Origin of the sequence: Oceanitalea stevensii (assembly GCF_014837105.1) — a bacterium.
GTDB classification, from domain to species: Bacteria; Actinomycetota; Actinomycetes; order Actinomycetales; family Actinomycetaceae; genus Oceanitalea; species Oceanitalea stevensii.
On record NZ_JACSPO010000006.1, the window covers coordinates 1 to 21783 of the forward strand.

Below are 21783 nucleotides of genomic sequence, written 5' to 3' on the forward strand. Positions count from 1 at the left end.
AGGACGAGCACCGATGCTCCACAGGCCGGGGCGGGACGGGCGCCGCCCCGCTCGGGTCGCGACCGGGGGGAGTCACGACTCGGGGCCGCGGGACGGCGCCACACCTTCTCCATCGGCACTCGACGGCCAGGCATGAGGGGTTTCTCCTCCTTTAGGAGGAGGAACCGGTCCGAGCGGGAGCGCGACCGGCCCGAGAGCAGGCACCGTCACCCTGACCTTCTCGGGCCTGCGACCGGGCCCACGCTGAGCTCGACTCCACCGTCAGGCTGCCACGCCTTCGGCCGGGATCCGCGCCCTGGCGGGACAGTGACCGAACATGAAGGCGCCGCCCCGGGGCGGTGTCCCTACCTCTGGGGGGAGAAGGAGGGACCCGGGATCCGGGGCGGCGCATCCCCTACATTAGTCGCACAGTCCCTCCTCCGGAAGTAGGAGCGGCAAGGTGTGGCAGACAACACGCGCGTATCGCCGCGCCAACCGGGCATACCGGGACAAACCCCTCGGCAGGTCGTGACAGCTGTCGACCCGCCCCCGTGGACAGGGCACGCTGACGTCCTCGCAGGGCCTCGGGCACACTGCTCTCGTGACCACACCTGACACCGCCCGCGTCCTTCGCGCCTGGCGCGCCGCCGGCGCCCACGTCGACCTCGGGCCGCCGGCCGAGGAGGCCGAGATCGCGCGCGCCGAGTCGTCGCCCGGCCTGTCCCTCCCCCGGGAGGTGCGCGAGCTCTACGGGGCGTGCAACGGGATGTCGTTCGCCTCCGGTGACCTCGTCCTCCACCCGCTCACGGGCCCGGGAGGCGAGGGCGTCACCACGGCGTCCCGGCAGTTGCGGGAGCGGGACTGGCCGGTGCCGGAGGAGTTGGTCGTCCTCGGGCACACCGGCGGGGAGGAGGTGCTCGGCGTCTGGGTGGTGCCCGAGGCGCGCCGGAGCCTCGTCGTGCTCATGGGCTCGCCGTCCGAGGAGCCGGGCCTCGCGGTCCTCGGCACCAGCCTCGGCGGCTTCCTCGCCGCGTGGTCGGCGTACGTCCTCCCGCTCGGCGACCCGGGAGACGATCCCGCCGTCGCGGACTGCCTGGCCGAGCTCGGCGCACCCGCGCCCGAGACGACTCCCGACGACGAGGAGCACGTCCTCCGCCTGCTCGCCTGGGCCTCCCCCGACCTGCCCGACCCGCGCCCGGACCCCTACGAGCGCCCCCTCTCCCCCGTCGAGCTCACCCGCCTCGCCCAGCAAGCGTAGGCGCTCCTGCGCCGAGAGCCGGATTCCCCCGCGGCGTAAGCGGGCTCTCGGCGATAGGGGATAGCGCGGGACGGGAGGCGCGTGGGCTGGCGGCGCCCCTCAGCCCGTCGGTGCCGGGTCGATGATCTGCAGGTCCTCGACCAGCTGGAGGAAGGCCCGCGCGTAGGGGCTGTAGGAGACCTCGGCGCGCACCTGCTCCCAGTCGATCTGCTCGCGCAGCGCGCGGGTGAAGGGCAGCAGCCGCCCGAAGTCGCAGTAGTGCTCCCCCAGCACCCGGAGCTTGGAGGACAGCACGTCGGTGGCGCTGAGCACCGGCATCCGCACGGCCAGCACCTCGAGGACGTCGGCCCGCTCGAAGAGCTCGTCGTGCACCGGCTCCCCGGACATCCGGTAGAGCACGTCGACGAGCTGGCCCTTGTGGTACGCCTTGAACAGCCAGTTCTCTGCCGGCTCGTGGACGTCGAGGCCGGCCGCGCCGATCGCGGCCCGCGCCTGGTCGATGTGCTCCTCCTTGATGACGAAGTCGGCGTCGTGCTCCGGCTCCGGCGCGCCGCGCACCCAGGCGGCGTAGCTGCCGCACAGCGCGAAGGGGATCTCGGCCTCCGTCAGGGCGACGGCCGCCATGCGCAGGGCGTCGTGCAGCGCCTCTCGTTCCTCGTCTGCCATGGCAAGGGTCTACACGAGGGTGTGCGCTCCTGCACCGTGAGAACCACAATCGAGGTCATGCGCCTGGCTACCTTCAACATCCTGCACGGACGCTCCCTCGTCGACGACGCGGTGGACCTCGACCGGTACGCCCGCGCGGTCCGCGCCCTGGACGCCGACGTCCTCGCCCTCCAGGAGGTGGACCGCGACCAGCCCCGCTCCCACGGCGCCGACCTCACGACCATCGCCGCCGAGGCGATGGGCGCCGTCGACCACCGCTTCGCCGCCACCCTCGCGGGCCTGCCGACGACGTGGTCGGCGGCCACCGGCGACCTCCAGCCGGGCACGGCGAGCTACGGTGTCGCGCTCCTGTCGCGCTGGCCCGTCCGCTCGTGGACCGTCATCCCGCTCGAGGCCATGCAGGGACCGGTACCGGTCGTCTTCGACGGTGCGGAGGAGCCGACGATGGTGACCGACGAGCCGCGCGTCGCCGTCGTCGCCGTCGTCGAGACGCCCGAGGGGCAGATGACGGCGGTCTCCACCCACCTCACCTTCATCCCCGACTGGGCGACCGTCCAGCTCGAACGGCTCGTCGCCGCCCTCGCCGAGATGCCGCGCCCCGCGGTCCTCATGGGGGACCTCAACATGGCCGGCTCGCGCCCCACCGTCGTCACCGGCTGGCGGTCCCTGGCCGACGCCCTCACCTTCCCGGTGTCCCACCCCGACCGGCAGATCGACCACATCCTCGCCGAGGGCGCGGTCCGCGCCGCCGGGGAGGCCCGCTCCGTGGCCACCGGTCTCTCCGACCACCGGGCGCTCGTCGTCGACGTCGAGCGCGGCTGGCACGGCTGAGCGCGGGAGGGGCGGCCGCACCCCCGGCCGCCCCTCCCTCGGCTCAGCCTGCCTGACCGAACCTGCGGCGCAGGACCGGGATGGCGATCCCGACGGCGAGGAGCAGGGCGGCGACACCACCCAGCACCCCGACGGCGGCTCCCGTCTGGGCCAGTCCGCCACCGGCGCCGCCGGCCGGCACGTCCACCGGCGCCACGGCGGGCGGGTCGACGGCGGGCGGCTCGGTGGGCGCGGGCTCGACCGGCTCCGGCGTGGTCGGCTCCGGCTCAGGCTCGGTGGGAGCGGGCTCGGTCGGCTCCGGCTCCGTCGGCTCCGGCTCGGTCGGCTCGGGCGCCGCGATCTCCGGCGTGCTCGCCGGGGCGGTGCGGTGGCCGGTCGCCTGCTCGTAGTCGTAGGCCATGGCGAGCAGCTCGGGCTCGCTGAAGGGCAGGCCCATGAGCTCGAGCCCCACGGGCAGCCCGGCGTCGGTGAAGCCGGCGGGCACGGTGAGCGAGGGGAAGCCGGTCTGCGCCGAGGAGGCGCAGTTCGAGCCGGGCTGGGACTCCCCGACCGGCTGCGCGACCTGCCGGATCGTGGGGTAGGCGAGGGCGTCGAGCCCGGCCTCCTCGAAGGTCTCGACGAGGATCTCCCGCGCGCGGTCCTGCTTGTCCAGCCGCTCGAGGTACTCCGGGGTGGGCATCTCGGGTGCGGCGTCGTAGCGCGTGATGCTCGTGAGCACCGACGGCGTCACGTCACCGCTCGCCACGACGTCGGAGAGCGTCAGCTCGTCCGCCGGCGCCGTCAGCGCCGCCAGGCCCTCGGGCCACTCGGCGCCGTCCTGGGCGAGGTAGGTGTTGAGGTCGCGCTTGAACTCGTCCCCGATGACGCCGGACTGGGCGATCGCGTCGACGTACTCCTGCGGCATCTCGACCTCGACGACGGTCGCCCCCTGCTCCTCCAGGTCCGCGGTCGCCGCCACCACGAGGGCGCTCGTGGGCTCCTCGGCCGGCGTGACCCCGAGGTACTGGGGGTTGACGAGAAGGCCGATGGTGCGGCCCTCGAGCGCGCCGTCGTCGAGCACGTCGCGGTAGGACTCGGGGACCAGGCCCTCCGCACGCGCGGTCACCGGGTCCTTGGGGTCGTAGCCGACGGTGGCGTCGAGGAAGATCGCCACGTCCTCGACCGTCTTGGCGATCGGACCACCGACGTCCTGGGTGTCGGACATCGGGGCGATCCCGTCGCGGCTCAGCAGGCCCATCGTCGGGCGCAGCCCCACGAGGTTGTTCTGCGCCGCCGGGATGCGGATGGAGCCGCACGTGTCGGACCCGAGCCCCGCCGTCGCGAAGCTGGCCGCCACGCTCGCCCCGGTGCCACCGCTGCTGCCGCCCGGGTTGCGGGTCTGGTCGTAGGGGTTGCGGGTCTGCCCGCCGAGGGAGCTGATGCTCGTGATGCCGGCGGCGAACTCGTGGAGGTTGGTCTTGGCGATGACGATCGCGCCGGCGGCACGGAGCCGCTCCACCTGCGTCGCGTCGTCGGGCGCCTGGAAGTCCGCGAGCGCCACCGAGCCGTTGGACGTGGGCATGTCCCCGGTGTCGTAGTTGTCCTTGACGACGATCGGCACCCCGTGGAGCGGCCCGCGGACCGTACCCGCGGCGCGCTCCGCGTCGAGGGCCGCCGCCTCCGCCAGCGCGTTCTCGTTGAGGGTGATGACCGAGGAGAGCCCGGGCTGGTCGTCGTAGGCGTCGTCGTACATCGAGATGCGCTCGAGGTAGCGCTCGACGAGGGCGACGGACGTCGTCGCCCCCGAGTCGAGCAGCGCGGCGGCGTCGGCCACCCCGAGCTCGACGACGGCGGGGTGGGGGTCGGGTGCGGGGACGACGCCGAAGGCCGCCGGCGCGGCGGCGCTCAGGCAGGCGACGCTCGCGGTCGCGGCCAGAACGCCGACGCGCCGTCGGGCGCGTCCTGGTCTCGTGTCGGGTGTGCGCATGGTGCTCCTCGTCTCGCGGGACGCGCATGGGGCGCGAGGGCCACCGGGGCCCTGTCCCGCACGCTAGGAGCGGCGTGTTTCGCGGCAGTTGCGCCCGCGTTTCGTCGGGTGACGACCCGCGCTCAGCCGTCCTCGCGCAGCGCGCGGCGCCGGTTCTCCATGGCGACGAGCTCACCGAAGAGCGCCACCGCCTCCTCGCTGTCCGGGGGGGTGCGCTGCAGGCGGCCCTTGAGGTCGGCGATCTGCCGGGTCAGCCCCATCTGGATGAGGGACGTGAGGACACCGCGGGCGTAGTTGCCCAGCGCCTCGGGCCGGTCCTCGGGCAGGGGCGCGACGGCGAGCTCGGTGATGACGCCGGCGACGGGCCCGACGGAGTTCTCCCGCAGCGTCTCGGTCCACCAGCTGGCGGCGTGACGCTCACCGTCGGCGCGGCCCCGCTCCTGGCTCGCCCGGTCGAGCTCGGCCCCGTACGCCCGGGTGCCGCCGGCCGCGCGAATCGCGTCGTGGACGCCGCGGTAGGCCGGGACGGTGAAGGTGTCCGGCGGCAGGTCGTCGAAGCCGGCGCCGAGCGCCAGGTGGGGCAGCTGGAGGACGACCTCCAGCACCTGCCGCTCGAGGCGTGCCACCGGGTCCTCGCGGCCCGGACGGTTCGCCTGACGGGCGGAGGAGGACTCGGCCGGGTGCCGTCCGCCGTCGTTCCCGCGTGAGGAGCCGCCGTAGCGGCCGCTCTGCTCGCCGCGCCCACGCTGCGGGGCCTCGGTGGCGCCCCCGCCGCTGCGCTCGGCCTGGCCGACGGCGCGACGCACCGCGACCTCGTCCATCCCGAGCCAGCCGGCCAGCTCGCGGGCGTACTCCGCGCGCAGGGCGCGGTCGCGGATGCCGGCGACGACGGGCGCGGCGGACCGCAGCCCGGCCACGCGGCCCTCGGCGGTGTTGAGGTCCACGCGCCGCAGCGCCGAGCGGATCGCGAAGGCGAACAGCGGCTCACGGCTGTCGACGAGGCCCCGGACGGCCGCCTCCCCCCGCTGCTGGCGCAGGTCGCACGGGTCCATGCCGCTGGGCTCGACGGCGACGAAGGTCTGCGAGGCGAACTTCTGGTCCTCCCCGAACGCCCGCAGCGCCGCCTTCTGGCCGGCCTCGTCGCCGTCGAAGGTGAAGATGACCTCCCCGCCGCGCGTGGCGCCGGAGGACAGCATGACGCCGGACGCGGCGTCGCCGCTGTCCCCGAGCAGCCGGCGCACGATGCGCACGTGGTCGGCACCGAAGGCGGTGCCGCACGTCGCGATCGCCGTCCCCACGCCCGAGAGGTGGGCGGCCATGACGTCGGTGTAGCCCTCGACGACGACGACCCGCTTGTCCTTGGCGATCGCCCGCTTGGCGAGGTCGATGCCGTACAGGACGGAGGACTTCTTGTAGATCGGCGTCTCGGGGGTGTTGAGGTACTTGGGTCCCTGGTCGTCGTCGGACAGGCGACGCGCTCCGAAGCCGATCGTGTCCCCGGTGACGTCGCGGATCGGCCACACGAGCCGGCCGCGGAAGCGGTCGTAGACGCCGCGGTTGCCCTGGCTGACGAGCCCGGAGGCGATGAGCTCGGGCTCGGTGAAGCCGCGGCCGCGCAGGTGGCGCAGCAGGCCGTCCCAGCCCTGGGGGGCGAAGCCGACCCCGAAGGTGGCGGCCGCCTGCTCGTCGAAGCTGCGCTCGGCGAGGAAGCGGCGCCCGATCTGCGCCTGCGGGGTGAGGAGCTGCTCGCGGAAGAACTCCTCGGCCACCCGGTGGGCGTCGATGAGGCGCTGGCGGCGGCCGTGGTCACCGCCCGGGCGGGCGGGCCCGCCGTCCTCGTAGCGCAGCTGGATCCCGGTGCGGCTGGCCAGGTGCTCCACGGCCTCGGCGAAGGTGAGGCTGTCGATCTTCTGGACGAAGGAGATGACGTCCCCGCCCTCGTCGCAGCCGAAGCAGTGCCACAGGCCGAGCTGGGGACGGACGTGGAAGCTCGGCGTGCGCTCGTCGTGGAAGGGGCACAGGCCCTTCATCGAGCCGACGCCCGCCTGGCGGAGCGTCACGTGCGCGCCCACGACCTCCTCGATGCGGGCACGCTCGCGGACGGTCGCGATGTCCTCCCGCTTGATCAGCCCTGCCACGCCCCGAGTGTAGGTCGTCCGCGCCGGCCCCCGAGCGGCCTCCACACGCCCCAAGGTCGACACCTGTTCCACCGTGCGCCACGTCACTCCCGGTATACCGTGGTGGCAAGCCGTCACGAGCGCTCCGCTCTCCCCCAGGCGCGGCCCAGCGTTCCCTGGGGCGGCGGCCGTCTCCGAGTGGGGACCTGGGTCGAGACCAGCCCGAGCGCCCAGGAGGACCCGATGTCGACTTCGCCCCCTCGCGCGCGCCCGCGCCGCCGCCCGTCCACCGGCGCGGCGACGCCATGGACATGAGGCTGGATGAGGAGCTGGGACCGGTGATGGCTCGTGCCTCCGGCCTCCTCCTGTCCGGCCGTGTGGTGGACGCGGTGCTGCCGCTGCTGACGGCGACGGCGCTGCACGTGGTGCCGGCGGCCGTCGGCTCCGGCATCACCCTGCTGGGTGCCGACGGCTCCGTGACCACGACGGCGGGCACCGACCCCCTCGTGGAGAGGGCCGACGCGCTGCAGTACGAGCTCGACGAAGGGCCCTGCCTCGACGCGTGGCACCAGCGTCGCTACATCGTGGCGGACGACCTCACCGCGGAGGAGCGGTGGCCCCGGTGGGCGCCGCTGGCCGCCGAGCTCGGCCTGCGCTCCGTGGCGAGCGCCGGGCTCGTCGCCGGGGAGGCCTCCGTGGGGGCGATCAAGCTGTACTCGACGGAGCCGGCGGCCTTCGACGAGGCCGACCGGTCCGCACTGGTCCTCTTCGCCGCGCAGGCGGCGCTCCTCGTCAACGGCGCCCGCACCTCCGAGCGTGCCGGACACCTGAGGGAGGACGTGCAGGCCGCGCTCCGGGAGCGGGACACCGTCACCCGGGCGACCGGGCTCATCATGGGGCGCGAGAAGGTGCCCGAGGACCGGGCGTTCAGCTACCTCATGAGCCGCGCGCAGAGTGAGGGCACGCCTCTCCACGAGGCCGCCGCCCGGCTGCTGCGCTCCGCGAGCACGGGGACCTAGGCCCGTGGCCGCCCTCACCCCGGGCCGTCAGCGCCAGCTGTGCCGGCACGCCCAGGTGAGCGCCCGGCTGAGCACGGACGAGCTGTGGAGGCGGTACTTCGCCGTCGGCGGGACCGCGGGTCCCCTCGAGCTGGACGCCTACCTCAACGGCGCCCTCGACCTCCCCGCCGAGCAGCGCGACCGGGTGGCGCTGGCCATCAACGAGCACATCGACGCGCTCGCCGGGAAGGTGCGCGCGCCGTACTCCCGCCCGCTGCGCTCGGCCGGGGACCAGGACGCCGCCCTCGCCGCCCTGCGGGCACTCCTGCGCGGCACCCACCTCGCGCCACCGGACCTGCTCCCGGCAGCACTCGACGCCGCGGCCGCACACCTGGGGTTCACGACGGTGATGTACCTCGCCGACTACGCCAACGAGCTCCTCGTCCCCTTCCCGGGCCGGCACGGCGCCGACCGGACACCCATGAGGATCGACACCACCCTCCCGGGTCGGGCCTACCGGTACGTCAGGGCGCAGCCCACCGTGAGCCACGGGCAGGCCCGCATCTGGATGCCCATCCTCGACGGCGTCGAGCGCATCGGCGTGCTCGACGTCATGGTCGAGGACTCCCTGGACCTGCACGACCCCGTCCTGCACCGCCAGATGTGGATGGTGTCGCACTACCTCGGCCACCTGGTCACGGCGCTGGAGGTGCTCGGCGACACCATCGACGCCGTCCGGCGCACCCACCCGCGCAGCATCGAGGCGGAGCTCGTGTGGAGCCTGCTCCCGCCGCTCACCGCCGGCACCGACAAGGTCCTCCTCAGCGGCCGGCTCGAGCCTGCTCACGCCGTCGGCGGCGACGTCTTCGACTACTCGCTGTCCCCCACCCACGCCCAGTTCGCCGTCGTCGACGCCACCGGGCACGACCTCCGCGCCGGGATGGCCGCCGCAGTGGGCCTGGCGGCCTACCGCAACGCCCGCCGCCAGGGCCACGGCCTGTTCGCGCAGGCGGAGGCCGTGCACCGCACGCTGGCGGAGCACTTCGGCGGGCAGTACGTGTTCGCCACCGGGGTGTTCGGCGACCTGGACCTGGACACCGGGCGTCTGCGCTACTTCGTCCCAGGGCACCCCGCCCCCCTGCTCCTGCGCCGCGGCAAGGTCGTCAAGGCGCTCGACGAGGGCCGTCGCGCGCTCCTCGGGCTCGACGTCTCGAGCGCCGCCCTGGGCGAGGAGCGGCTCGAGGCCGGCGACATCGTCGTCATCTACACCGACGGCATCCCCGAGGCCCGCGACTCCGAGCGCCAGTTCTACGGGACCAGACGGCTCATCGACACGATCGAGCGGGCGGCCGCCGACGGCAAGCCGCTCCCGGAGATCTCCCGCTCGGTCCTCCAGTCCCTCCTGCGGCACCAGCGGGGCGTCCTGCAGGACGACGCGACGCTCGTCCTCGTCCAGTGGACGACCGAGGGCCAGGCGGACCTGGACCCGACGCTGCTGCGGACGTGACGACCGCGGCACCAGGGCCTCACCGCTCGGCGGGCTACCGGCAGAGCCGCTGGTGCCAGGCCTGGGCGCTGGTGTCGGTGAGGGAGGCGACCTGGTCGACGACGACGCGCAGCCGGGCGCCGTCGTCGCCTGCCTCCTCCCAGTCCGCGACGAAGGTCGTCTCGAGCTCGGCCGGCCCGGCCGCGAGGAGCGCCTCGGTGAGCTGGGTGAGCATCGTCCGCTGCCGCTGGTAGACCGGCTCGCTCTCCCGCGGCGCCATGACGTAGTGCGCGGTGACGCCCTTGAGGACGACGATCTCCGCGAGCGTGTCGTCCGGGACGACGAGGTCCGCGCCGTAGCGCGTGAGCGGGCCGTCGCCGAAGCGCTCGCGGGTGGCGTCGTGGGCGGCGTTGCAGAAGCGGCCGATGAGCTGGCTCGTCATGTCCTTGAGCGCCGCGCGGTCGCGCCGGCTCTCGCTCCACGTCCCCAGCCACACCGGCAGCGCGACGAGCCGCTCGAGGGCCGCGCCGAGCAGGTCGTCGGACACGGCCGGGTTGTACCACTGGCGGGTCTGGGCGACGACGGCGGCCTGCTGGTCCGCCCGGCGCAGCACCGCGAGGTCGATGCGCCCCCCGACGACGGCGTCCTCGACGTCGTGCACCGAGTAGGAGATGTCGTCGGCCAGGTCCATGACCTGGCCCTCGATGGACAGCCGCCGGTCCGGGGCGCCCTGCCGCATCCAGGTGAAGACGGGCAGGTCGTCGGCGTAGACGCCGAACTTGCGCGAGGGGCGCCCGCCCGGCTTCTTCGGGGCCTCCTCCACCGGCCACGGGTACTTCGTGGCGGCGTCGAGGCTGGCGCGGGTGAGGTTGAGCCCCACGGGCGTGCCGTCGGCGGTGAAGGCCTTGGGCTCGAGGCGGGTGAGCAGCCGCAGCGTCTGCGCGTTGCCCTCGAAGCCGCCGATGTCCGCGGCCGCGTCGTCCAGCGCCCGCTCGCCGTTGTGCCCGAAGGGCGGATGGCCGAGGTCGTGGGCCAGGCACGCGGTGTCGACGACGTCGGGGTCGCAGCCCAGCGTCTTGCCGAGCTCGCGGCCCACCTGCGCCACCTCGAGGGAGTGGGTGAGCCGGGTGCGGACGAAGTCGTCGCTCGAGGGCCCCAGCACCTGCGTCTTCGCGCCCAGGCGCCGCAGCGCCGAGGAGTGGACCACGCGGGCGCGGTCCCGCTCGAAGGCGGTGCGGTTGGGGTTCTTCGGCTCCTCCTGCCACCAGCGCTCGCGGTCGGCATCGCCGTACGGGGCGTACAAGTCCTCCACGAGCCCGAGCCTATGGCGGATCGGCGGCAACGCCGTGTTCATCCGCCCGGTGTCGGCCCCCCGGACTAGCGTGGGGCCATGGCACTGACCCGTGAGGACCGTGAGCAGTTCCTGGCCGAGCCGCACATCGGCGCGCTGTCCGTGACGGCCGAGCCGGGCCGGGCGCCGCTCGTCGTGCCGATCTGGTACCAGTACACGCCCGGCGGGCGGCTGTGGGTGCTCACCGGCGGGCAGTCGCGCAAGGCCCGCCTCATCGAGGACGCCGGCCGCTTCAGCCTCATGGCCGAGCGCGTCACCCCCACCGTCCGCTACGTCTCCGTCGAGGGGCCGGTGACCGGCGTGCTGCCGCAGACCGACGAGCACCTCGTCGAGATGACCTCCCGCTACCTGTCCGGGGAGGCCGCCGAGGGCTACCTCGCGATGGCTCGCCGCGAGCTGGGCGGCCACGTCGTCATCGAGATGCAGCCCGAGCGCTGGCTCAGCGCGGACCTCGGGTAGCGCCGTGGTCCCCTCCCCCTGGGCGCACGAGCCCGTCCTCACCGGCAGCCTCACCACCCTGCGCCCCTACCTCGACGAGGACCTGCCGCACATCCTCGAGGCGCTCGCCGACCCCGAGCTGCTGCGCCTCACCGGCAGCGTCCACAGCGACGAGGAGGCCCGCGCCGCCGCGCACGACGCCGCGCAGCTGCACGGCTGGTACTCCGGCCTCGCGGCCCGCGAGGACCGCCTCGACCTCATGGTCGTCGACAGGGACACCGGCACCTGGGTGGGCGAGGTGGTGCTCAACGACTGGGACCCCGGCAACGAGTCGTGCAACTTCCGGATCCTTCTCGGCCCGCGCGGCCGCGACCGCGGCCTGGGCAGCGAGGCCACCCGCCTCCTCCTCGACCACGCCTTCACCCACCTCCCCCTCCACCGCATCGCCCTCGGCGTGTACGCCTTCAACCCGCGCGCCCAGCGCGTGTACGAGAAGGCGGGCTTCGTCGTCGAGGGGCGGGAGCGGGAGGCACTGCGCTACGACGGCGCACGCGTCGACCAGCTCCTCATGTCGGTCCTGCGGCCCGAGTGGGCCGCCCGTCAGCGCGTCCCGGCCCCGCCGTTGGTGCCACAATGACGCCATGACCGACCCCGCACCCAGCGCGCCAACGACGGCCGCGACGACGGGGACGGTGACCACCCGCCTGGTCCACCGCGCCGCCGTCGGCTCACCGGAGTGGTGGCGCTCCGCCGTCGTCTACGTCAACGAGCCGCCCCTGGTGAGCGGCACGACCACCCTCGCGGAGGTCGCCGAGCGCGTCGAGCAGATCCGCGCGGTGTCCCGTCTCGGCGTCCAGGCCGTGCGCATCGGCTGCCCTCCCCTGCCGGGCGAGGCGCCGGACGAGACCATCGACGCCGTCGTCGGCCTCCTCACCCGCGCCCACCGCACGGGCCTGCGCGTGGTCCTGCGCATCGACCCGCTCGACCCGCGTGAGGAGGCGTGCGCCCGCTACTGGCTCAGCCGCGGCGCGGACGGCCTCGACCTCGGCCCGGTCACCGAGTCCGAGCCGGTCTCCCACGCGCGCTACCGCGAGCTGCACGCCGTGCTCGCCGAGCACGCCCGCAACGAGGACCCGATCCTGTCCACCCGGCTCAGCCCCGCCACCCAGTCCCGGGTGGCGGACATGCTCCACGAGGACTGGCTGCACCACCTCGTCGACGCCGACCTCCTCGACGTCGGCGACCCCGCGCAGGTCGTGGAGTCGGTGACGGAGAGCCTGCGCATCCGTGACGCGCTCGGCAGCGCCGGCGCCTGGCTGGTCCCCGACGTCCTCGAGGCCGGCTCCCCCGAGCTCGCGCTGGCGACGGCACTGGTCGTCCTCGCGATGCCCGGCGCGGTCTACCTGCGTCAGGGCATCGAGCTCGGCATGCCCGTGAAGACCACCCAGCACGCCGAGCCGGAGCGCCTCGCGCTGGCCGCCCGGCTCAAGGAGGAGCAGCGCGGGCAGACGGGCTCGTGCTTCGAGACCATCCGCGCCGCCCTGCGCCTGCGCGGGGACCACCGGCTGGGCCTCGCGCCGCTCGCCTGGGTCGACGAGCTCGACGGTCCCGTGCCGGACACCGTGCTCGCCTTCCTCAGCGGGGAGATGCTCGTCGTCGCGAACGTCGGCGACGACGACGTGCCCCTGGCCCCCGAGCGCGAGGTGCTGCTGTCCTCCGCGCCGCTGGCCACCGGCGAGGGCGGTCGCCTCATGCTGCCGCCGCGCACCGCGGTGTGGCAGTGGCTGGAGCCGCAGCCCCGGGAGAAGGACCCCCGCGTCCGCCGCTGAGGTCGCTCAGCCCTTGACGGACCCGGCCGTGAGGCCGGAGACGATGTAGCGCTGAAGGAAGAGGAAGATGAGCACGATCGGGATCGCGCCGATCGTCGCACCGGCCGCGAAGAGGCCCCAGTTCGCCGAGAGCTGGTCCGAGACCCACCCGTAGAGCCCCACCGCCAGCGTCCACTTCGACTCCGACTGCAGGACGAGCTTGGCCAGGAGGAAGTCGGAGAAGCTCGAGATGAAGGACAGCAGGGCGACGACGGCGAGGATCGGCGCGACGAGGCGCAGGATGATCGTCCAGTAGGTCTGCGCGTGGGTGGCGCCGTCGATCTTCGCGGCCTCGTCCAGCTCCCGTGGCACGGTGTTGAAGAACCCGTACATGAGGAAGGTGTTCACGCCCAGCGCCCCGCCGAGGTACACCATGATGAGCGCGACCCGGGAGTTGAGCCCGAGCACCGGGGTGACCTCGCCCAGGACGAGCAGCAGCAGGAAGATCGCGACGAAGGCGAGCAGCTGCGGGAACATCTGGATGATGAGGAGGGCGATGAGCCCGCCGCGGCGCCCGCGGAACCGGAAGCGGGAGAAGGCGTACGCGGCCGCCGCACCCATGAGGACCGTGCCGACCGCCGTCGTCGACGCGATGACGAGGGTGTTGGCGAGCCACGTCCAGAAGTAGGTGTCGCCGAGCTTGCCGTAGTTGGCCGCGCTCACGTCGGCGAAGAGCGCGTTCGAGCCGGTGAGGGTGCCGCGCTCGGCGAGCGAGGCCGAGATGATGTAGACGATGGGCCACACGGCGTAGACGATCGCGACGACGGCGACGACGTAGCGCCAGCCGACCTCGCTCCACCAGCGGCGGCGGCTGAGGCGGTGCTGCGGGGCGGCGGTGCGCCCGGTGGGGACGGTGGTGGTGGCCATGTCAGCTGATGTCCTCCAGCGCCTGGGTCTTGCGGAAGGTGATCGCCGAGATCGTCGCGACGATGAGGAAGATGACGAGGGACAGCGCGGAGGCGAGGCCGTAGTTGGTCGCCGCCCGGCCGTCGAGCCCGGAGATCGAGTAGACCATCGTGATGAGGATGTCGGTCGCGCCCACGGGCACCGAGGTGTCCTGGAAGCGTGGTCCGCCCTCGGTGAGCATCTCGATGCCGTTGAAGTTGTTGAAGTTGAAGGCGAAGGACGAGATGAGGAGCGGGGCGACGGCGATGAACAGGAGCGGCAGGGTGAGCGAGCGGAAGATCCGCAGCCGCCCGGCGCCGTCGATGCGGGCCGCCTCCATGACGTCGCTGGGGATCGACTGCAGCGCACCGGTCGTGATGAGGAACATGTAGGGGAAGCCCACCCACAGCTGGACGCCGAGGACGACGGCGCGGGCGAGCCACTCGTTGGTCAGCCACGGCACCTCCGCCCCGCCGAGCAGCACCTGGTTGACGAACCCGAAGTCCGTGTTGAGCATGCCGCGCCACAGCAGGTAGGACATGAGCGCGGGGAAGGCGTAGGGCAGGATGAGCAGCGCCCGCATCACCTTGCGCCCCCGGACCCGCTCGTCGTTGAGGACGAGCGCGAAGAACAGGCCGAGGAAGAAGGTGAGGCCGACGGTGAGGATCGCGAAGGCGAAGGTCCACACGAGCACCTGGAGGAAGGGCTCCGCGTACCGGGAGTCGCCGAAGGCCGTGGTGAAGTTGTCCAGGCCCACGGGCACGCGCCAGCCGACGTTGAGGGTGGAGCCGTCCTCCGCCTCGAACTGCCCGGTGTCGTTGGGGCGGTAGACGACGCCGGTCTCGAGGTTGGTCATCGTGTCCGCCGCCTCGTCGTACTCGAGGACCGAGCGGTAGACGAAGCCGTTGCGCCCGTCCTGGGTACGGATCGAGCCCTGCTCGGCGTCGTCGGACACCGGGACGCGCAGCTCGACGACCTCGTTCTGCCGGGTGATGACCGTCTGCCGGTCGACGAGCTCCCAGCCGGGGACCTCGGTGACCGCCCCGTCGGTGACGACGGCGCCGTCGACGTCCGCGAGCGGCTCCTCGGCGGTGCCGGCCCGGACGGTGCCGTCGTCGACGACGGCGAAGCCCAGCTCCCCGTCGCGCTCGACGACGGCGAGCGGGTAGGAGCTGGAGCCCTCCACCCGCTGCTCGTTCTGGATGAGCAGCGCCTCGATCGCGTCGCCCTTGGAGGAGTTGTGGCCCTGCCCGTAGTTCGTGAACGCGACGTAGCCGGTGTAGGCGACGGTGAAGACCTGGAAGACGAGGAGGAAGGCCAGCCCCGGGAGGATGTACTTCATCGGCAGCGAGCGGCGCGAGAAGTACACGTAGTCGGCGGCGACGAGGAGCGCGACCATGGCCGCGAGCACGCCCCACGACTCCGCCACCCACGCCTGGATGACGATGAAGACGCCGAGGGCGTTGACGAGCGCCATGAGCGCGACCTTGACGAAGAAGCCCGGCGTGTACGTCCGCGAGTGCGGCGTGCGCCGGACGTGGAGCGTCTCGGGCTCCGAGTCCGCCGTCGAGAGCTGAGGGGCCTGGGGCTGGGACATCGCGTGCCTTCCGGGGCGAAGAGGCGAGGGGGTGGGGGCACGTGCGCCGCACGCCCGTCACCGGGCGTGCCGCGCGCGTGCGTCAGCCGCCGATCGCGGCCTGGATGTCCGAGACCATCTTCTCCCAGCCCTCGACCGGGTCGAGCTGGCCGGAGATGATCTGCCCCTCGGTGACGCCCCAGAAGTTCCACACCTCGCCCATCTCGGGGATGGAGGGCATGGGCACGGCGTCGGCGCCGACCTCGCGGAAGCCGGCCGCGACCGGGTCCTCCGAGACGGTGTCGGCGGCGGCGGTGAGCGCCGGCGTGCGGTCACCGGCCTCGTACAGCGCGATCTGCGCCTCCTCGGTGGCCATGTAGTTGACGAGGAAGTCCGTGGCGAGCAGGGCGTTGTCGCTCTGCGCGCTCACGTAGAAGCCCTGGACACCGGTGAAGGGCTGCGCGGGCTCCCCACCGGCGGACGGGATCGGGTCGACGGCGACGTCGAGGCCCTCGAAGGAGGCGAGCATCCACGGGCCGCCGAGGAGGTAGGCCGCCTCGCCGTTCGCGAAGGCCTCCACGACGATGTCGTACTCCCACGAGGTGTTGAGCGTGCCGGCCTCGCCCTGCTCGGCGAGCCACTGGGCGAAGGCGTTGCCGTTCTCGCCGCCCAGGGCGAGCTCGGCCGTGTAGCTGCCGTCCGCGTTCGTCTCGAAGACCGGCGCCCCGAAGGACGTCTGGAACGGGTACATCGTGTACGGGTCGCCGACCTCGGTGATCTGGACGAGGAAGGGGTACTCCGCGCCGGACTCCTCGCCCATGGCGATCATCTCGTCGAAGGTCGCGGGGGTCTCGTCCACGAGCGCGGTGTTGCGGTAGATGGCGATGTTCTCGATCGCGTAGGGCAGGCCGTAGACCTGGCCCTCGTAGGTGAAGGCCTCGACGGCGACGCCCTCGAACTCGCCGGCCTTGTCGCCGAGCTCGACGGGGGCGACGACACCATTGGCGGTGAGCTCGCCGAGCCAGTCGTGGGCGCCGACGGTGATGTCCGGGCCCTCGCCGGTGGGGACCTGGGCGAGGAAGTCGGGGCGGATGTCGTCGAAGTTCTTCTGGACGAGCTCGACGGTGGTGCCGGTCTCGGCCTCGAAGGCCTCGGCCGCGGCGGCGACGGCCGCCTCGCGGGTGTCGTCGACCCAGATGGTGAGGGCGCCGCCCTCAGCGGCGGTGGGCTCCTCGGAGTCCTGCGAGGCCTCGGGGGTGGTCTCCTCCGGCTCCTCCGACTCGCTGCCACAAGCGGCGAGTCCGAGCGTCAGTGCGACGGCTGCGGTGATCACGATGCTACGGCGCATCCGGTATCTCTCCTCTGTCGGGGCCGAGGCGACGCCGGCGTCAGAGCCGCGTCGCTGTGCCGTTTCGGCGCAGCGTAAGCCGCTCCGGCAACGGAGTGCAACACGTTGCAGTAACTTTCATGCAACGATTGCACCCGCACATCGGACAGACAGGACAGCAGGGAGGAGTCTGCGATGCAGGGACGCACCAGACTGACAGACGTCGCCGACCAGGCCGGGGTCAGCACCGCCACCGTGTCCCGGGTCCTCAACGGCAAGCCGGAGGTCGCGGCGGAGACCCGCAAGGCCGTCCTCGCCGCCCTCGACATGCTGGGCTACGAGCGGCCCGAGCGGCTGCGCTCACGGTCGGCGGGGCTCATCGGGCTCGTCGTGCCCGAGCTGACCAACCCGGTCTTCCCCGCCTTCGCGCAGTCCATCGAGTCGGTGCTCTCGACGCTCGGCTACACGCCGCTGCTGTGCACCCAGTCCCCCGGCGGGACGACCGAGGACCAGTACGTGGAGATGCTCCTCGACCACGGCGTCGACGGCATCGTCTTCGTCTCGGGCCTCCACGCCGACACCGAGGCGGACGTCGACCGCTACGAGCGGCTGCGGTCCAAGGGCGTGCCCTTCGTCCTCGTCAACGGCTACACCGGTGAGCTCGACGCCGCCGCCTTCTCCACCGACGACTCCGGGAGCATGGAGCTGGCCGTGCGCCACCTCGTCTCCCAGGGGCACACCCGCCTGGGCCTGGCCATCGGACCGGACCGCTTCGTCCCCGCCCAGCGCAAGCGCGCGGGCTTCGAGCGCGCGGTCGCCGCCCTGCTCCCCGACGGCGCCGGGTACGTCGTGCCCACCCTCTTCACCTTCGAGGGGGGCCAGGCCGCCGCCGGCATCCTCCTCGACCAGGGCTGCACCGCGATCATCTGCGGCTCGGACCTCATGGCGCTCGGCGCCGTCCGCGCCGCGCGCAGCCGCGGGCTCTCGGTGCCCGAGGACGTCTCCGTCGTCGGCTTCGACGACTCCCCGCTCATGGCCTTCACCGACCCGCCGCTGACGACGCTGCGTCAGCCGGTGGACGCGATGAGCCACGCGGCCGTCACGTCCCTCGTCGCCGAGATCAGCGGCTCACGCGCCCCGCGCAGCGAGCTCCTCTTCGTCGCCGAGCTCATCGTCCGGGGCTCCACGGCGGCGGCGCCCCGCTCCTGACGGCCCGGCCGGCCCGCTGCCCCTGCACGGATCCTGCGCACAGGTTCCGCACCGGAATCTCCGAGCGACACCCGTCCCGGCGTGTCGCCGGCGTGTCGCGCACCTGTGCGCAGATCAGCGACGGCTGCTGCACGTAGGCGAGCCGAAGGGGAGGCTCACCACCGCCGCAACGAGCGCGCCGCGGGGAGGAGCCGCCCGACCCCTCCCCGCGGCGCTGGTCTCACTCCCCGGCGACCGCCCAGGTCCGGCGGCGGTGCAGCGCGTAGAGCGTGCCGCCCGCGAGGACCGCGAGCGCCGCGGCGGTCAGCGCGGCCTGGACCGGCGCACCGAGGGCGGGAAGCCCACCGCCGCCGCTCCCGCCACCGCCGACGCCGGCGGCGGTGTCCGTCCCGTCCTCCGAGCCGTCCGGCTCCTCACCGGCGGGCTGCTCCCCGGCAGGCACCTCGCCCGCCGGCTCCTCACCGGCGGGCACCTCACCCGCCGGCTCCTCGCCGGCCGGCTCCTCACCCGTGCCGGGAGTCGCGGGCGGCGTCGTCGGCGCGGTGGTGGGCTCCGTCGTCGGCTCCTCCCCCGGCTCCCCGCCGGGGGTGGGGCTCACGGTGCCGGCGAGGGCGGACTGGTCGAAGCTCGGCGTGCCGAGCGTCGCGAACCACTCGCGCGCCTGCTCGATGTCCTCGGTGAAGGCGCGGCTGAGGAGGAGCAGCAGGCGGGCCTTCTGCGGCAGCAGGTCCCCGCCGGCGATGATGCCCTCACCGCCGCCGTCGACGGTGCCGCTGCCGGTGCGGCTCGTGCTGACGAACCACACGCCCTCGGCGATCGCGGCGCGGCGCGCCTGTCCCGGCGCGGAGGAGATGCCGCCGGCACCGGTGCCCGCGGTGACGATGCCGGTGACCCCGGCCTCGGTGAAGGCGGTGATCGCCTCGCCACCGGCCTGCTGGTAGTTGTAGAAGACCTCGGTGCGGGGAAGCGCGGCCGAGCCGAGCTCGTCGAGGTCGAAGGGCGTGAACCAGTCCTCGTCGACGCAGTCGAGGACGCGCGCCGGGGCCCGCTGGACGTGGACGCTCGCGCCGTCGATCCAGCCGAGGGCACCGAGCTGGCGGGTGACGAAGGTGTCGTTGCGCGTCGTGTTGCCCTTGGTGACGTCCCGGGCGGCGTGGATCTCGTCGTTCAGCATGAGAACCGTGCCGAAGCAGAAGGTCTTCTGGCTCGCGCCCAGGCGCACGGCCTGGAGCAGGTTGGCCGGGCCGTCGGCACCGATGACGCCGGCCTCCCCGGCCGTCTCCCCCGCCGCCCACGGGCGCATGGCGCCGGTGAGGATGACCGGCTTGCGGTTCTGCACCGTGAGGTCGAGCCAGTAGGCGAACTCCTCCATCGTGTCGGTGCCGGTGGTGACGACGACGGCGTCGGACTCCTCCAGCGCCTCCTCCACCGTCGCGGTGAGCTCGCGGTACTGCTCGATCGTGTAGCCGCCGGACCCGGAGTTGCCGAACTGGACGACGTCGACGTCGGCGAAGGCCCCGATCTCGGGCTCGAGCTGGGCGACCATGTCCGCCATCGGGTAGGTCCCGGCTCGGTAGCTCGTGAAGGTGTCGCGGCCCTGCGCCTTGCCGGCGATCGTGCCGCCGGTGGCGACGACCGTGACGCGTGGCAGGTCCTCCTCGGGGGCCGCGCCCGCTGCGGGCGCGAGCAGGACACCCGCCGCGAGCGCGACGGAGGTGAGGGCGGTGAGTGCACGGGCCCGTGGGTGAGTCGTGTTCATGTGGCTCCTCGCGTGTGTGGCCGGGCGGGCGCCCGGTGGGCACACGCTCCCAACGAGGTGTTTCACGACCGTTGCACCCCCGCGTCGGTCACGTTTCGACTTCGCGGACCGTTGGGCGCGGCTCGGGAGCGCGGGTAACGTACTGCGGACCCCCTCCACCCCGCCGAGAGATGGACGCGCCTGTGACCGCCAGCCCTCACCTGCCCCAGACCCTGACCGGACAGGTCGTGCACCAGCCCACCGCCGACGCCGAGTGGTGGCGCACCGCCGTCATCTACCAGGTGTACCCGCGCTCCTTCGGGGACGCCGACGGCGACGGGATCGGTGACCTGCCCGGCGTCACCGAGCGGCTGGAGCACCTCGCCCGGCTGGGTGTCGACGCGGTGTGGCTCTCCCCCTTCTACCGCTCCCCGCAGAAGGACGCCGGCTACGACGTCGCCGACTACCGCGACGTCGACCCGCTCTTCGGGACGCTCGCCGACGCCGACGCCCTCATCGCCCGCGCGCACGAGCTGGGCCTGCGCGTCGTCGTCGACCTCGTGCCCAACCACACCTCCGACCAGCACGCCTGGTTCCGCCAGGCGCTGGCCGACGGCCCCGGCTCGGCGGCCCGGGCCCGCTACATGTTCCGCGAGGGCGCCGGCGAGTACGGCGAGGAGCCGCCGAACAACTGGCAGTCGGTCTTCGGCGGCTCGGCGTGGACGCGCGTGAGCGAGCGGCCCGACGCCCCCGGCAGCAGCTGGGAGCGTGACGGCCAGTGGTACCTCCACCTGTTCGACAGCAGCCAGCCGGACCTCAACTGGGACCACCCCGAGGTCCACGAGGAGTTCTGCAGCATCCTGCGCTTCTGGCTCGACCGGGGCGTCGACGGCTTCCGGGTCGACGTCGCGCACGGCCTGGTCAAGGCGGCCGGGCTGCCGGACTGGGCCGGCCACGTCCGCATGGTCGAGGGGACCGACGTCGAGGAGGGGCTCGCCGCGGCCGAGGACGAGGTCCTCGCCCCCGACGCGAGCGACGACGTCGAGACCGGCCGCAGCCCGATGTTCGACCAGGACGGCGTCCACGAGATCTACCGCGAGTGGCGCGCCGTGCTCGACGAGTACGACGGTGACCGCATCCTCGTCGCCGAGGCCTGGGTGGAGCCGCTCGAGCGGCTCGCGCTCTACGTCCGCCCCGACGAGATGCACCAGGCCTTCAACTTCAACTTCCTCGTCACGCGGTGGAGCCCCGCCGAGCTGCGGGAGTCGATCACCGGGTCCTACGCCGCCAACGACGCCGTCGGTGCCCCGACGACGTGGGTGCTGTCGAACCACGACGTCGTCCGGCACGCCTCGCGCCTGGGTCTGGCCGAGACCGGCAAGGGCCCCAACGGGATCGGCGCCGAGGACACCCAGCCCGACGCCGAGCTCGGCCTGCGCCGCGCCCGCGCCGCCTCCCTCCTCATGCTCGGCCTCGCCGGCAGCGCCTACGTCTACCAGGGCGAGGAGCTCGGCCTGCCCGAGCACACCACCCTGGACGACTCGCTGCGCCAGGACCCGGCGTGGTGGCGCACCGGCCACGCCGAGAAGGGCCGCGACGGCTGCCGCGTGCCGCTGCCGTGGCGCTCGGACGCCCCGGGCCTGGGCTTCTCCCCCACCGGGCGCACCTGGCTGCCCCAGCCCGAGTCCTGGGCCGCGCTCGCCCCGGACGTCCAGGAGCAGCAGGAGGACTCCACGCTCAGCCTCTACCGCCGGGCCCTCGCCCTGCGCGCCGAGCACCGTCTCGGCGCCGGCGCGATGGACCTCGTGACGGCGGGCGAGGACGTCGTCGCCGTCCGCAACACCGGCGAGGAGCGCCCCGCCGTCGTCGTCATGGCCAACCTCGGGACCGAGCCGGTCGCGCTGCCCGAGGGCCACGAGGTCCTCGTCGCCAGCGGCCCGCTCGCCGGTGGCGCGCTGCCGACCGACACGACCGTCTGGCTGCGCGCCCAGGCCTGAGCCCGCGCGTCCCGCCGAGAGCCGGTCCCCCTCGCGGGGGCCGGCTCTCACCGTTCGCGTGCCCGAAAAGTCCTGTTCGGGTGTCGGTGGCCG

General features: G+C 73.5%; 17 protein-coding genes. 9 read left to right on the top strand and 8 right to left on the bottom strand.

Going from position 1 to position 21783, the window contains the following annotated elements:
• The first annotated feature begins 580 nt into the window (after nucleotides 1–580).
• The gene (locus H9624_RS11140) at nucleotides 581–1237 is read left to right on the top strand and encodes an SMI1/KNR4 family protein (RefSeq protein WP_251839965.1); all 657 of its coding nucleotides are present in this window, start codon (nucleotides 581–583) and stop codon (nucleotides 1235–1237) included.
• A gap of 99 nt (nucleotides 1238–1336) precedes the next feature.
• Here the strand turns inward: H9624_RS11140 and H9624_RS11145 are convergent, their stop codons facing one another.
• On the bottom strand, nucleotides 1337–1903 hold the full coding sequence (locus tag H9624_RS11145; RefSeq protein WP_251839966.1) for a nucleotidyltransferase family protein: 567 nt from the start codon (nucleotides 1901–1903) through the stop codon (nucleotides 1337–1339).
• A gap of 57 nt (nucleotides 1904–1960) precedes the next feature.
• On the opposite strand from H9624_RS11145, the gene H9624_RS11150 reads away from it, so the two are divergent.
• Entirely contained in the window at nucleotides 1961–2734 is a 774-nt protein-coding gene (locus H9624_RS11150) for an endonuclease/exonuclease/phosphatase family protein (protein WP_251839967.1), read from the top strand.
• A gap of 43 nt (nucleotides 2735–2777) precedes the next feature.
• Here H9624_RS11150 and H9624_RS11155 read toward each other — a convergent pair whose 3' ends face one another.
• Together H9624_RS11155 and dnaG are read right to left on the bottom strand one after the other, a co-directional pair.
• A complete protein-coding gene (locus H9624_RS11155) occupies nucleotides 2778–4700 on the bottom strand; it encodes an amidase family protein (RefSeq protein ID WP_251839968.1) in 1923 nt (640 codons plus the stop codon).
• A gap of 122 nt (nucleotides 4701–4822) precedes the next feature.
• Nucleotides 4823–6838 carry a DNA primase gene (gene dnaG, locus H9624_RS11160; RefSeq protein WP_251839969.1) on the bottom strand — a complete coding sequence of 672 codons (2016 nt, stop codon included), beginning with the start codon at nucleotides 6836–6838 and terminating at the stop codon, nucleotides 4823–4825.
• A gap of 290 nt (nucleotides 6839–7128) precedes the next feature.
• On the opposite strand from dnaG, the gene H9624_RS11165 reads away from it, so the two are divergent.
• Both H9624_RS11165 and H9624_RS16930 read left to right on the top strand, forming a co-directional pair.
• Nucleotides 7129–7836, top strand: coding sequence for a GAF and ANTAR domain-containing protein (locus tag H9624_RS11165; protein WP_251839970.1), 708 nt, complete (start codon nucleotides 7129–7131; stop codon nucleotides 7834–7836).
• Between the two features lie 4 nt (nucleotides 7837–7840).
• Nucleotides 7841–9322 (top strand): PP2C family protein-serine/threonine phosphatase, encoded by a 1482-nt coding sequence (locus tag H9624_RS16930; RefSeq protein WP_251839971.1) that lies wholly within the window; start codon nucleotides 7841–7843, stop codon nucleotides 9320–9322.
• Between the two features lie 34 nt (nucleotides 9323–9356).
• On the opposite strand, the gene H9624_RS11175 is transcribed toward H9624_RS16930, so the two are convergent.
• Nucleotides 9357–10613: a deoxyguanosinetriphosphate triphosphohydrolase gene (locus H9624_RS11175; RefSeq protein WP_372435136.1), complete on the bottom strand. Its 1257-nt coding sequence runs from the start codon at nucleotides 10611–10613 to the stop codon at nucleotides 9357–9359.
• Between the two features lie 78 nt (nucleotides 10614–10691).
• Here H9624_RS11175 and H9624_RS11180 point away from each other — a divergent pair, with 78 nt between their 5' ends.
• Genes H9624_RS11180 through H9624_RS11190 form a run of 3 tightly spaced genes read left to right on the top strand, consistent with a single transcriptional unit; the run spans nucleotide 10692 to nucleotide 12919 of the window.
• Nucleotides 10692–11111: a pyridoxamine 5'-phosphate oxidase family protein gene (locus H9624_RS11180; protein ID WP_251839972.1), complete on the top strand. Its 420-nt coding sequence runs from the start codon at nucleotides 10692–10694 to the stop codon at nucleotides 11109–11111.
• 4 nt (nucleotides 11112–11115) lie between these two features.
• Nucleotides 11116–11727, top strand: a complete 612-nt coding sequence (locus H9624_RS11185; protein ID WP_251839973.1) for a GNAT family N-acetyltransferase — start codon at nucleotides 11116–11118, stop codon at nucleotides 11725–11727.
• 4 nt (nucleotides 11728–11731) lie between these two features.
• Nucleotides 11732–12919: an alpha-amylase family protein gene (locus H9624_RS11190; RefSeq protein ID WP_251839974.1), complete on the top strand. Its 1188-nt coding sequence runs from the start codon at nucleotides 11732–11734 to the stop codon at nucleotides 12917–12919.
• A 6-nt stretch (nucleotides 12920–12925) separates the two neighbouring features.
• Here the strand turns inward: H9624_RS11190 and H9624_RS11195 are convergent, their stop codons facing one another.
• The 3 genes from H9624_RS11195 to H9624_RS11205 all read right to left on the bottom strand — a co-directional run bounded on the left by H9624_RS11195 (nucleotide 12926) and on the right by H9624_RS11205 (nucleotide 16767).
• Complete coding sequence (locus tag H9624_RS11195) at nucleotides 12926–13825, bottom strand: sugar ABC transporter permease (RefSeq protein WP_251839975.1); 900 nt, start codon at nucleotides 13823–13825, stop codon at nucleotides 12926–12928.
• Between the two features lies 1 nt (nucleotide 13826).
• Nucleotides 13827–15440 carry an ABC transporter permease subunit gene (locus tag H9624_RS11200; protein ID WP_251839976.1) on the bottom strand — a complete coding sequence of 538 codons (1614 nt, stop codon included), beginning with the start codon at nucleotides 15438–15440 and terminating at the stop codon, nucleotides 13827–13829.
• A gap of 82 nt (nucleotides 15441–15522) precedes the next feature.
• Nucleotides 15523–16767 carry a sugar ABC transporter substrate-binding protein gene (locus tag H9624_RS11205; protein WP_251839977.1) on the bottom strand — a complete coding sequence of 415 codons (1245 nt, stop codon included), beginning with the start codon at nucleotides 16765–16767 and terminating at the stop codon, nucleotides 15523–15525.
• Between the two features lie 174 nt (nucleotides 16768–16941).
• Here H9624_RS11205 and H9624_RS11210 point away from each other — a divergent pair, with 174 nt between their 5' ends.
• Entirely contained in the window at nucleotides 16942–17955 is a 1014-nt protein-coding gene (locus tag H9624_RS11210; RefSeq protein WP_251839978.1) for a LacI family DNA-binding transcriptional regulator, read from the top strand.
• A 220-nt stretch (nucleotides 17956–18175) separates the two neighbouring features.
• Here the strand turns inward: H9624_RS11210 and H9624_RS11215 are convergent, their stop codons facing one another.
• Entirely contained in the window at nucleotides 18176–19714 is a 1539-nt protein-coding gene (locus tag H9624_RS11215) for an asparaginase (RefSeq protein WP_251839979.1), read from the bottom strand.
• Nucleotides 19715–19884: 170 nt separating this feature from the next.
• On the opposite strand from H9624_RS11215, the gene H9624_RS11220 reads away from it, so the two are divergent.
• On the top strand, nucleotides 19885–21690 hold the full coding sequence (locus tag H9624_RS11220) for a glycoside hydrolase family 13 protein (RefSeq protein ID WP_372435137.1): 1806 nt from the start codon (nucleotides 19885–19887) through the stop codon (nucleotides 21688–21690).
• Nucleotides 21691–21783 lie beyond the last annotated feature (93 nt).

What these genes read in the sequence shown, in the direction of transcription:
- H9624_RS11215 (WP_251839979.1), bottom strand. Translation starts at nt 19,714, where the DNA reads ATGAACACGACTCACCCACGGGCCCGTGCACTCACCGCCCTCACCTCC.
- H9624_RS11200 (WP_251839976.1), bottom strand. Translation starts at nt 15,440, where the DNA reads ATGTCCCAGCCCCAGGCCCCTCAGCTCTCGACGGCGGACTCGGAGCCC.
- H9624_RS11205 (WP_251839977.1), bottom strand. Translation starts at nt 16,767, where the DNA reads ATGCGCCGTAGCATCGTGATCACCGCAGCCGTCGCACTGACGCTCGGA.
- H9624_RS11180 (WP_251839972.1), top strand. Translation starts at nt 10,692, where the DNA reads ATGGCACTGACCCGTGAGGACCGTGAGCAGTTCCTGGCCGAGCCGCAC.
- H9624_RS11190 (WP_251839974.1), top strand. Translation starts at nt 11,732, where the DNA reads ATGACCGACCCCGCACCCAGCGCGCCAACGACGGCCGCGACGACGGGG.
- H9624_RS11210 (WP_251839978.1), top strand. Translation starts at nt 16,942, where the DNA reads ATGCAGGGACGCACCAGACTGACAGACGTCGCCGACCAGGCCGGGGTC.
- H9624_RS11220 (WP_372435137.1), top strand. Translation starts at nt 19,885, where the DNA reads ATGGACGCGCCTGTGACCGCCAGCCCTCACCTGCCCCAGACCCTGACC.
- H9624_RS11150 (WP_251839967.1), top strand. Translation starts at nt 1,961, where the DNA reads ATGCGCCTGGCTACCTTCAACATCCTGCACGGACGCTCCCTCGTCGAC.
- H9624_RS11165 (WP_251839970.1), top strand. Translation starts at nt 7,129, where the DNA reads ATGAGGCTGGATGAGGAGCTGGGACCGGTGATGGCTCGTGCCTCCGGC.
- H9624_RS11155 (WP_251839968.1), bottom strand. Translation starts at nt 4,700, where the DNA reads ATGCGCACACCCGACACGAGACCAGGACGCGCCCGACGGCGCGTCGGC.
- H9624_RS11145 (WP_251839966.1), bottom strand. Translation starts at nt 1,903, where the DNA reads ATGGCAGACGAGGAACGAGAGGCGCTGCACGACGCCCTGCGCATGGCG.
- H9624_RS11195 (WP_251839975.1), bottom strand. Translation starts at nt 13,825, where the DNA reads ATGGCCACCACCACCGTCCCCACCGGGCGCACCGCCGCCCCGCAGCAC.